Here is an 11,197-nt window from a genome sequence, read left to right as displayed (position 1 = left end):
GAGAAAACAGAAAATACGAGAAAAACCATAATTTAAATTTGGTTAATCCATAAGAATATCGAGCAGAGTCGAGAAATCTTAAAACTTAATTTGACAGTATTTAATCCAATTGAATTGGATCTTTAGATAATTTCACAATTGGCTTTTTAGAATCATGATCCCTTATTAATATATTTATTTCCTTATTATCCCTCGCTATTTTAATAGCATCTTTCCCACTAATTTCTTTGCCTTCATAATAAAATATAGCTCCTTTAGCTGCAAGCTCTTTCATATGCTCAGATGGCACGGGTGGCGGGGGTGGAGGCATCATTTCGAAATCTCCATCATGTTCAATTACTTCAATTTCTATTGGAGGCGCTGGGGGTGGCACTCTCCCTTCAGCAGGATGCACAGCATGTTTGGCGTGTGGTGCCATTGGAGCACGCGGTGCTTCTGGAGCTGGTGGTATCCTTACAGGAAACTTTTCAGCTTTACTTCTCTGTTCTGGAGACATCAACTCATAAATATATCTCATTCTTTCAAGCTCATTACGCTTCACCCTTAACTCACCTGGAGCCATTTCATTATATTTTTTAGCTAATGCATTATACTCCTTCACCATTTTTTTGGTGGCAATATCTTGGGAAGAGATTGATTTTTTTAGTGGTATGTATGGGGAGCTCATTTTAAGAGTCTTTGCCAAATTAGTTTTTCTGAATTCTGCATTTATTTTATTAATAAACGTATTCTCCACATTATCTGCTACTTTAATTTCTAATCCATGGAGGTTAAAATCCTCTTTTGTCCAATCACTTGTAACCTGATTCATGATTTTTACAAAATCCTTCAAATTGCTAATTGTGCCATTTACAATGATTCTTTCTTTTTCAACGTGCAATTTTAGTTTCTTGTCTGGGATATTTCCGTGGAATAAATCAATACTCTCAGGATTTATAGTTTCTTTTATTTCAACTGCCTTTTCACTAAAACTAAAGAGCAGAATTGCTAATAGCGGTAATAAAAGGAGTCCTTTACTCCAAATGGTTCTTTTTGACGTTTGTGTTTTCATAACTGTAAATCGTTTTTTGATTAATGAATAATTAAAGGCATTTGCCAACTTGCTCGATTGGGCATTCGATGAAAATGCCAACAAGGTTTCTTGATAATTAGAGGTTTCTATTCCCTTATTAATTACTTCGCGATCTGCGAGAAATTCATGATTCAGTTTAATAGCATTTTTAGCCAGGTATATTAAAGGGTTAAACCAAAACATAATTTGGAGTACTTCCATGAATAAGATATCCAAACTGTGCAATTGATTAGCATGTGCTTCCTCATGTACGATAACTTCTGAAGGGATTTGCTTGGCAATAAAAGCCTCTTTATTAAAAAATAAATAGTTAAAAAAAGTATGTGGCGCTAATCTATCTCTTAAGAGAACCTGTATATAGTTACTATTTTTAAGCTTCGGATTTTGCTGAATTCTTCGAATTAAATGAAACAAATTCATCAAAAATTTAATGCTAAAAATCAACACTCCAAGTCCATATATAATCCAGAGAAGAGTTTCCCAGTCAAAACTACTGGAAGTAACACCTTCCGAAATCAGTATTGATCCTTCTGAAACAACATCTGAGGTTGGACTAAGTTCAACATAAGTTGTAAAAGTGATAAGCGGAATTATAAAAGCTATTAGTACCGATCCCAATAAATAGTACCTTTTAAATAGGTGCATCGATTCTTTTTCTAATAATAACTTATAGAACAGAAGCAAAACGGCTAAGCAAGCGGCGGAATTTAACAAGTACATTTCCATAATTATTTGCTTTTAATTTCTTGATCTATAATTTTTCTAAGCTCCTCCAATTCGGTTTTGCTCAAATTAGTCTCTTTGGTAAAAAACGAAGCAAACTGAGAACTGGAATCGTTAAAGAAATTCTTTATGAGTCCGTTTACATGCTTAGAGAAATAATCCTTTTTTCGAACTAAAGGAAAATATTCTCTCGAACGTCCCTTTTGAACATAATCTACAAAATTCTTATCCTGCATCCTTTTCAGTAACGTAGCAACTGTTGTTGTTGCAGGCTTCGGATCGGGATAGGCTTCAATAAGATCTTTCATCAAAGCTTTTTCCTGTTTCCAGAGAATTTGCATGAGTTGTTCTTCAGAATTTGATAATTGCATTTTATATAGAATTAAATCGTTGCTCTACAAATGTAGAATAATAATTTAATTCTACAAACATAGAACAACTTTTATTTCGATTTATTTTCTTCTGAAATATTACTCGCTTGTATTTTAAGGATTCGTTTACCTTTGCTGCAAACATTAAAAAATGAGTTTAGAACAGGAATTATTTCAGCGAAGTGGATCAAAATGTGAATTATGTGGAGCAACAGAAGATCCCCAGATCTATGAGGTGCCGGAAAGCCCAACTAAAGGGACTGAAAGCGCAATTCTTGTTTGTAATACTTGTAAAGAACAACTTGAAGATCCTGAAAAAATTGAAGCTAATCACTGGAGATGTTTAAATGATAGTATGTGGAGCACTGTTCCTGCTGTACAGGTAGTAGCATGGCGCATGTTAAATAGGCTTAAAAATGAAGGCTGGCCACAAGATCTTTTGGATATGATGTATATGGAAGAGGATGTGAAGGAATGGGCTAAAGCTACTGAGGTTGCGGATCCGGCAGCAAAAAGCATTGTGCACAGAGATAGCAACGGAGTGATCTTGGAAGCGGGCGATTCTGTAGTTCTTATAAAGGATTTAAAAGTTAAAGGAAGCAGTATGGTTGCCAAGCAAGGAACCGCGGTTCGCCGCATTTCCTTAGATCACGAAAACGCTGAATATATTGAAGGAAGAGTAGATGGACAGCAAATTGTTATTATCACTCAATATGTGAAGAAACTTTAATTTCTTTCTAAAAACTTCTCGATCCCGATAGCCATCGGGACGCTCGAAGTGACATCAAAAATCCCGCAGATTACCCTGATGAACGCAAATAAATCTGTGTAAATCTGTGCAATCTGCGGGACATTATAGTCTGTAAAATGTCACATTGAGCCTGTCGAAATGTGTTTTCAATTAAAAGATCAGCTTCGACATCCCGATAGCTATCGGGACAGCTTGACAAATCAACTAGTTACTTGAACCTGTCAAAATATGATAAATTACTTCTTAGTCATTTCAGTGAAATGCTTGTAGAACAATGGGATTGTTTTAATTCCTTTTAAATAATTCCAAATTCCAAAATGTTCGTTTGGCGAGTGAATAGCATCACTATCCAGTCCAAAGCCCATTAAAATAGTCTTACTTTTTAATTGTTTTTCGAAAAGTGCCACAATTGGAATACTTCCTCCACTTCGTTGTGGAATTGGTTCTTTCCCAAAAGAATCTTTATATGCATTACTAGCTGCTTGATATTCTACAGTATCTATTGGTGTAACATAAGCTTGTCCTCCATGATGAGGTTTTACTAAGACTCTGGTTCCTTTCGGCGCAATATTTTCAAAATGTTTTTTAAACAACTCTGTAATTTCTTGCCAATCTTGGTTTGGCACCAATCGCATACTAATTTTAGCAAATGCCTTGCTGGCAATAACTGTTTTAGCTCCTTCTCCAATATAGCCACCCCAAATTCCATTTACATCTAAAGTTGGTCTAATGGAGTTACGTTCGTTGGTAGTGTATCCTTTCTCACCATACACATCTTCAATATCCAAGGCTTCCTTATATTTTTCTAATGAGAATGGAGTTTCCGCCATTTTTGATCTTTCCTCATCACTTAATTCATCTACCTTATCATAAAACCCGGGAATGGTGATATGATTGTTCTCATCATGTAAAGAAGCTATCATTTTAGTGAGTACATTAATAGGGTTTGCAACCGCTCCTCCATACAATCCACTATGAAGATCTCTATTTGGTCCCGTAAGTTCAACCTCAACATAACTCAATCCGCGTAAACCAGTTGTGATAGATGGAGTGTCCTTTGCTATCATTCCGGTATCAGAAATTAGAATAACATCATTCGCTAATTTTTCTTTATTGCGTTCTATAAACCAACCTAAACTTTCGCTTCCAACTTCCTCTTCTCCTTCGATCATGAATTTTACATTACAAGGAAGATTCCCTGTTTTGGTCATATATTCCAAAGCTTTCACGTGCATGTACATTTGCCCTTTATCGTCGCAAGCACCACGTGCAAAAATGGCTCCTTCAGGATGAACCTTTGTGTTTTTAATCACCGGCTCGAAAGGCGGACTGTCCCAAAGTTCAATTGGATCTGCCGGTTGCACATCATAATGACCGTAAACCAATACCGTTGGAAGTGCCTTATCGATAATTTTTTCACCGAATACAATTGGATATCCCGGAGTTTCGCAAATTTCTACGGAATCACAACCTGCTTCTTTCAATGCAATTTTTACAGCCTCAGCAGTATTTAAAACATCCTTTTTATAAGCAGGATCTGCACTTACTGAAGGAATTTTCAGCAATTCTATCAATTCGTTTACAAATCGATCTTTGTTTTCTTCAACATATTTATCTAAATTCTTCATGCTATTTTTTTTGAAATCTCCCAAAGGTAATAAATTGATATTTTCTTGTTCGGATATTTGAATATTGAAACATTTATGTATATTTGCAGCCGCTTATCTAGGTAAGCATTTTTACAACGAGTCCTAAGTGTTGTAAAATGGAAATGCGGGCGTGGTGGAATTGGTAGACACGCCAGACTTAGGATCTGGTGCCGCGAGGTGTGGGAGTTCGAGTCTCCCCGCCCGCACAAAGAAAAAGCTTCTCAGCAATGAGAAGCTTTTTTTCGTTTATATAGGTATGTCTCAAATATGAGAGTTTTCAATTTACAATATCCAGAATCTCTTAAAAATCAATCGAACTTTTAAAAACTATATCTTCGATATCCTCCGGGTTTAATTGATATTGGCTTAGCGATTGCTCACCGATTATAAACAAATCGTTATTTCTGATAATTAGATCGAAGGCATCTTCTTCAATTCCGCCAACAAGATCTGGTTGTGCTGGGTTGGTTACATCGAAAATGCGAACTACATTTTTATCGGTTACCAGCAAATGATTTCCGTAGAGACCAAGACCTATTGGGCGATCCAATGTAATAGTAATTAGTAATTCCGGTCTCAAGAGATCTTGAGTGTTATAAATTTCTAGCTGGTTTACGTTTCCGGCACAATTCACATTCGTATGGAGAGTTACGTACGTATAATCACCGGAAGAAACCACGGGATCGCAACTCCGAACATGCTCTACTTTAGAAAGTTCAAGAGGAAATTTAGGATCGGAAATATCAAAAATAAACATTCCAAGACGGCTTCCTACAAACAAGTATTCATCTAAAGAATAGAGCGTTTCGATATCGAAACCTATAAATTTTTCTCCTGAAAATATTGGTAATTCCGGGTTGGTAATATCAAAAATCCGCAGGGATTGATCATCTACTGTATATAAATAATCCCCTACGAGTGAAAATCTAGCAAGAGAACCACCGGTACCATCTATAGATTCTGATGTAGCGTTATCCCCTTCAGCATTACAACCAATTAAAAGCACAGAAAGACAGAGTAGTATAACTTTTTTCATCTTTTTAGTTTAGTTGTTGATAGCCTATTACTATTTCATTTGCAGGAACATTATAAAATGAGGGTTCCAGTCCTTCCGGGGAGCGTAATTCAGGAAAAACATCTCGTTCCCGATGCACAATATTTAATGAATTTGAATTTAAAGAATATGTAAAAGCAACAAGATCTACTGCATGATGTACATATAAAATATTATTACGAATAGCCAGATCTGTAGCTAGTGGGATTTTTATAAATGCAACAGAATGTGGATTCACAGGATCGGAATTATCTATAATATGAAAGCCTTCTCCTTTTTCATTTAAATAGATAAGATCGCCTTTTACATATATTTTACCCGAATTAATTACAGGACGTTCCTCCATAATTGTAATCCCTTTTTCAAAATCCTGACGTGCTTGTGTAACAGGCTCATAACTACTCCTTCTAAGATCGTCATCATCTCCACGAGTAGGCCAACAGGATTGTAATATTAATAGGATCGAGAAACAGAATAGAAGTTTTTTCATAGTGCGAAACTTATAATTCAGATTTGTGCATTTCATTAAGATCAAAGCAACAAAAATGCAGTTTTAATAAATGTAACTAAATTTTTATTGACTAACGGTAAAGGATAACGATTAAACCGCATAAAATGTGATCAAAGATTATTATTGAACCCAAAAAGTTAATATCCGAGCCTTATTTATTATTTTTCATAAAATTCTCTAAATCAATTACCTATTTAAATCAAGACTCAATGAGGAAATCGCTTCCGGCTACTTTCAAATAGCCTACATTAGCATTTATTAAAAACCCTTAAAATCTATTAATGTTACAAAATCAACTTTCTAAGTGCTTTCCGCTTTTTACTGCATTATGTCTTTTATTTGTATGTTCAATAACACAAACAGTTAATTCTCAAGAACAGAAGAAACAACTTGCCAAACATGTTATCTTAATTGGTGTTGATGGTTTTGGAGCTTACGCATTTGAAAATGCAAAAATTCCGAACATTCAAAAAATGATGGATAACGGAAGTTATTCCCTGCAAGCGAGATCTGTGCTTCCCTCCTCCAGTGCCGTAAATTGGGCCTCAATGCTAATGGGATCTGGCCCAGAATTACACGGCTTTACAGAATGGGATAGCAGAGTTCCCGAGATGCCATCTAGAAGGTTGGGGAAAGAAGGCATATACCCTACGATCTTTAGTTTAATAGATGAACAACTCCCAGAAGCAAAAAAAGGAGCTATTTATACTTGGGGTGGAATTCGGAATCTTTTCGAAAGAGAGCTTGTAGACCTTCATTATAATGGAGAAACCGATCCTAAAACCATGGATAAAGCAACTAAGTTTATAACCAAAGAAGAACCAGTTTTTACCTTTATTCATTTAGATGATGCAGATCATGTAGGACATAACATTGGCTTCGATTCTCCTGAATATTACGAAGAAATGGAGAAAATTGACATTTTAATTGGAGAATTAATCGACACTTTGGAGCGAAAGGATCTAATGGAAGAAACAATTATCATATTAACATCAGATCATGGTGGAAAAAGAAAAAGTCATGGCGGGAAATCCTTGAAAGAGGTTGAAATCCCTTGGATTGTTTACGGAAAAGGTATTTCTAATAAGGGTATTTTAGATTCTACTATAGTTACTTACGATACCGGAGCAACCATCGCTTATATGCTAGGTCTTACAATTCCTGAATTTTGGAGAGGGAGACCAATTACAGAGATGTTATCCAACTAAAAAAGAAAAATTTAAGGATTAAGCAATTTTAGAGGTCCTGTTCCCATAGGATCGAAATCCCACATAAACGGTAGAACAAAATAAACCATAAGTGTTAAAAGCACTATAGATATTACGTTCATCCACACCCCAGCACGTATCATATCTGGTATTCTTAGATATCCAGATCCAAATACCACAGCATTTGGAGGTGTCGCTACTGGAAGCATAAAAGCACAAGAGGCCGCAACGGTTGTTGCCACCATTAACATGAACGGGTTTATTCCAAGACCAACAGCTATAGGTGCTAGAATTGGTAAAAGCATTGCCGTAGTTGCTAAATTGGAGGTCATTTCTGTAATAAAATTAACACTGGCAATAATTACCACTACCAATAACAACAATGGGAGCGCTTGTAAAAGTGTCATCTGGCTTCCTATCCAACTTGCAAGTCCAGTTACTTCAAAACCTGCTGCAAGCGCCATACCTCCACCAAAAAGTAGAATGATGCCCCATGGCATTTTAACAGCCTCTTCCCAATTAATAATTTTTTCACCCTTAGTTGTGGAAGGAAGGGTAAAAAGTAAAATGCCAGAGAACATGGCTATTATTGTGTCGTCTATTCCAGGGATTAGTTCTTCAATCAGAAAAGATCTTGTGATCCAACAAAAAGCAGTAAATAAAAAGACGGCAAGCACAATTTTCTCTTCTCTTTTCATTGGGCCTAGTTCTGTCTTTAATCGATTTATTTCCGCTTTCCCGCCCGGAAATCTTGTTTCATTAAAAGTGAATGCCTTTCTGGTTAGGTAATACCAAGAAATAACAAGCAGCAAGAGCGAAATAGGAAATCCAAACTTTGCCCATTGCCAAAAGCTAATTTCTATACCGTATGTCTCTTGTACATAACCGGCAAATACAAGGTTTGGAGGGGTGCCAATCAAAGTTGCCATTCCACCAATAGATGCAGAATAGGCTATGCCAAGCATTAAGGCTTTCCCGAAGATCATAGTTTCGTTTTCCTTAGTAGAAGGATTATCTTTTAGTTGTGAGACTATAGACATCCCAATTGGTAACATCATTACAGATGTAGCCGTATTGGAGATCCACATAGAAAGAAATGCGGTTGCCACCATAAATCCCAAAATAATATTGTAAATGTTAGTTCCAATAAGTTGAATTATGGAAAGAGCCATTCTTCTATGAAGGCTCCATTTTTCTATAGCTATTGCTATTAAAAACCCTCCCATGTACAGGAAGATATATTTATGACCATAAGATGCTGTGGTTGTAGAAAGATCGAGTGCTCCGGTTAAAGGAAACAACACAAATGGTAATAATGCGGTTATACTAATTGGCACTGCTTCTGTAACCCACCACAGTGCGATCCATAGTGCAATACACAGCATGTCATATGCCTTTTCTGGCATGTTTGCCGGTGTGTCCAAAAACTGTAAAGCAAAGAATAAGAGTGGCCCCAGAAGAATAAATACTAATTTTTGATTGAATCTCATTCAGTTATAGAATTGATATCGGAGGATTTAAAATTCGGATTAAAATTGTGCAAATGTTTAACTTATTCAAATAGTTGAAAATTTGCTGACTTATTTTAGCAATTATATAGTTATTTTCAATAAATATTACAGTTTTAGGAAATTTTATAACATTTCAAGTGCATTTTAAATTTCTTGATCTTGACATTTTTATGAAACAATTAAATTCTAAAACTAATAAACTTGCCTATATCCCTTTTTTTAATTCTGAATTAACTTAAATTAGACTACATAATTTTTCAGAAACTTTCTCGCCTCACCTTAGCAATTAAAATTGCTGAATAAGTTTGTGATGTAAAATCTTTTAAGATGCACACTACACGTGAGACACCTATTGAAATATCTAAGAAAGAATTCAAGAAAGTAGGCTATCAATTAATCGATAAAATTGCTGAATTTTTGGAGACTGTGAGTGAAGGCCCGGTTACAGCTGGAAAAACTCCCAAACAATTACAAGAGTTATTAGGAACCTCAAAACTCCCAGAAGATGGAACTTCTACAGAAGCCTTAATGGCTAAAACCACAGAACTATTATTAAATCACTCCTTATTTAACGGACACCCGAAATTTCTGGGGTATATCACATCATCTCCGGCTCCAATTGGGGTATTAGCCGACCTTTTAGCCGCTTCGGTTAATCCTAATGTAGGTGCTCAAATTCTTAGTCCGATTGCTACCGAAATTGAAAAGCAAACGGTCAAATGGTTGGCAGAATTTATAGGAGTTTCTTCAGATTATTCCGGCCTGCTGGTTAGTGGAGGAAATATGGCAAACTTCACTGGGTTTCTTGCCGGACGTAACGCAAAAGCTCCTAAAAACATAAAGGAGGATGGCTTGTTTGGAAGCGATAAATTGAGAATTTACTGCTCTAAGACCACTCACACTTGGGTGGAAAAAGCGGCTATTCTATTTGGTCTAGGATCGAAATCTATACAATGGATTTCTACCAATGGAAAGAATAAGATGGATAATAATGTGCTTGCCAAGAGTATTGAAAAAGATATGATGGCTGGTTTTAAACCTATTATGGTTATTGGTACGGCCGGAGATGTAAGCACTGGAGTGGTAGATAATCTGGATGGGATCGCTGAAATATGCAAAAAACACAAACTTTGGTTTCATATAGATGGAGCTTATGGTGCTCCGGCAGCAGTAATTCCAAGTCTAAAACACCATTTTAAGGGTATGCAGGAAGCAGACTCTATAGCTTTAGATCCGCATAAATGGTTATATAGTCCCTTAGAGGCTGGCTGTACTTTGGTGAAAAATCCACAACATTTAGTAGACACCTTCAGTTCGCACCCCGAGTATTATAATTTCAGCAAAAATAGTGACGAAGTTCAGACTACAAATTTCTATGAATATGGACTTCAGAATTCCAGAGGTTTTAGAGCCTTAAAAGTTTGGCTCGCATTACAGCAAGTGGGACGTAGTGGCTACGAAAAAATGATTCAACAGGACATCCATTTATCTGAACTATTTTTTGAATTAGCTGAAAAGCATCCTGAATTAGAAGCGGTCTCTCAAAATCTTAGCATAACAACTCTTAGATATCTACCTTAGACCTAGACATTCCCGTAGAATCTCAGTATTTAAACACCCTTAATGAAGCATTATTAGATGAGCTACAAAAAGGGGGAGAAGTCTTTCTTTCTAATGCCATAGTTAAAGACAATTATTGTTTAAGAGGCTGTATTGTTAATTTTAGAACTACAGAAAAAGATATAGCCGAAATTATAGCTATAATTGCAAGAGAAGGTAAAAAGATTCACACAAAGCTTCAACTTAAATAGACAGATAACTGAAGTATTTAATCAATTTTGTATATGCTACAAAACCCGAAAATAGAAACTATATCAGAAATGCACCTTATTGGGAAACGAATAACTATGTCTTTTTCTAACATCCAGACACCTAGCCTTTGGAAAAGCTTTATGCCTCGTAGAAAAGAGATTAAAAATACAATTGGTACTGAATTTTATTCAGTAGAAGTATATGAAGATCTTACCTATTTTCAACATTTCAATCCTGAAAAATCTTTCGAAAAATGGGCTGCTGTTCAGGTTTCAAACTTAGAATACATCCCTTCAGAAATGGAATCTTTAATTATTCCTGAAGGAAAATATGCTGTTTTTAATCATCGTGGAAAAGGTAGCGAAGCATCTAAAGTGTATCGCTATATTTTGGAAGACTGGTTACCAAATTCTGAATTCGCATTAGCCAACAGACCTCATTTTGCAGTGATGGGAGAAAAATATAAAAATGAAGATCCGGAATCTGAAGAAGAATTATGGTTTCCCATAAAGGAAAAATAATTTTATATTTAACA

General features: G+C 35.8%; 11 protein-coding genes and 1 tRNA gene. 5 read left to right on the top strand and 7 right to left on the bottom strand.

The window, feature by feature from the left end; translation table 11 throughout:
• Positions 1-100 precede the first annotated feature (100 nt).
• The 3 genes from ON07_RS10145 to ON07_RS16485 form a co-directional block, all read right to left on the bottom strand.
• On the bottom strand, positions 101-1,717 hold the full coding sequence (locus tag ON07_RS10145; protein WP_237708900.1) for a M56 family metallopeptidase: 1,617 nt from the start codon (positions 1,715-1,717) through the stop codon (positions 101-103).
• An 83-nt stretch (positions 1,718-1,800) separates the two neighbouring features.
• The gene (locus tag ON07_RS10140) at positions 1,801-2,166 is read right to left on the bottom strand and encodes a BlaI/MecI/CopY family transcriptional regulator (protein WP_010230912.1); all 366 of its coding nucleotides are present in this window, start codon (positions 2,164-2,166) and stop codon (positions 1,801-1,803) included.
• Position 2,167: 1 nt separating this feature from the next.
• A complete protein-coding gene (locus ON07_RS16485; RefSeq protein WP_155807208.1) occupies positions 2,168-2,311 on the bottom strand; it encodes a hypothetical protein in 144 nt (47 codons plus the stop codon).
• Positions 2,312-2,317: 6 nt separating this feature from the next.
• Here ON07_RS16485 and ON07_RS10135 point away from each other — a divergent pair, with 6 nt between their 5' ends.
• Complete coding sequence (locus ON07_RS10135; RefSeq protein WP_010230910.1) at positions 2,318-2,896, top strand: PhnA domain-containing protein; 579 nt, start codon at positions 2,318-2,320, stop codon at positions 2,894-2,896.
• A 257-nt stretch (positions 2,897-3,153) separates the two neighbouring features.
• On the opposite strand, the gene ON07_RS10130 is transcribed toward ON07_RS10135, so the two are convergent.
• Positions 3,154-4,545 carry a dipeptidase gene (locus ON07_RS10130; protein WP_010230907.1) on the bottom strand — a complete coding sequence of 464 codons (1,392 nt, stop codon included), beginning with the start codon at positions 4,543-4,545 and terminating at the stop codon, positions 3,154-3,156.
• Positions 4,546-4,690: 145 nt separating this feature from the next.
• On the opposite strand from ON07_RS10130, the gene ON07_RS10125 reads away from it, so the two are divergent.
• A tRNA-Leu gene (locus ON07_RS10125) sits at positions 4,691-4,772 on the top strand.
• Positions 4,773-4,867: 95 nt separating this feature from the next.
• On the opposite strand, the gene ON07_RS10120 is transcribed toward ON07_RS10125, so the two are convergent.
• Together ON07_RS10120 and ON07_RS10115 are read right to left on the bottom strand one after the other, a co-directional pair.
• Positions 4,868-5,602 carry an LVIVD repeat-containing protein gene (locus ON07_RS10120; RefSeq protein WP_010230904.1) on the bottom strand — a complete coding sequence of 245 codons (735 nt, stop codon included), beginning with the start codon at positions 5,600-5,602 and terminating at the stop codon, positions 4,868-4,870.
• 4 nt (positions 5,603-5,606) lie between these two features.
• Complete coding sequence (locus ON07_RS10115) at positions 5,607-6,110, bottom strand: hypothetical protein (protein ID WP_010230902.1); 504 nt, start codon at positions 6,108-6,110, stop codon at positions 5,607-5,609.
• Positions 6,111-6,412: 302 nt separating this feature from the next.
• Between ON07_RS10115 and ON07_RS10110 the strand changes: the two genes are divergently transcribed.
• The gene (locus tag ON07_RS10110; RefSeq protein ID WP_010230900.1) at positions 6,413-7,339 is read left to right on the top strand and encodes an alkaline phosphatase; all 927 of its coding nucleotides are present in this window, start codon (positions 6,413-6,415) and stop codon (positions 7,337-7,339) included.
• A gap of 11 nt (positions 7,340-7,350) precedes the next feature.
• Here the strand turns inward: ON07_RS10110 and ON07_RS10105 are convergent, their stop codons facing one another.
• A complete protein-coding gene (locus ON07_RS10105; RefSeq protein WP_010230898.1) occupies positions 7,351-8,829 on the bottom strand; it encodes an SLC13 family permease in 1,479 nt (492 codons plus the stop codon).
• 348 nt (positions 8,830-9,177) lie between these two features.
• On the opposite strand from ON07_RS10105, the gene ON07_RS15205 reads away from it, so the two are divergent.
• Together ON07_RS15205 and ON07_RS10095 are read left to right on the top strand one after the other, a co-directional pair.
• Positions 9,178-10,431: a pyridoxal phosphate-dependent decarboxylase family protein gene (locus ON07_RS15205; protein WP_010230896.1), complete on the top strand. Its 1,254-nt coding sequence runs from the start codon at positions 9,178-9,180 to the stop codon at positions 10,429-10,431.
• A gap of 263 nt (positions 10,432-10,694) precedes the next feature.
• A complete protein-coding gene (locus tag ON07_RS10095) occupies positions 10,695-11,183 on the top strand; it encodes a GyrI-like domain-containing protein (protein ID WP_081483389.1) in 489 nt (162 codons plus the stop codon).
• Positions 11,184-11,197: the final 14 nt, after the last annotated feature.

Source organism: Gillisia marina (assembly GCF_000258765.1).
In the GTDB taxonomy this organism is placed as follows: Bacteria; Bacteroidota; Bacteroidia; order Flavobacteriales; family Flavobacteriaceae; genus Gillisia; species Gillisia marina.
Note: the sequence above shows the minus strand (reverse complement) of the source record. Positions and strands in the feature narration are given on the sequence as shown.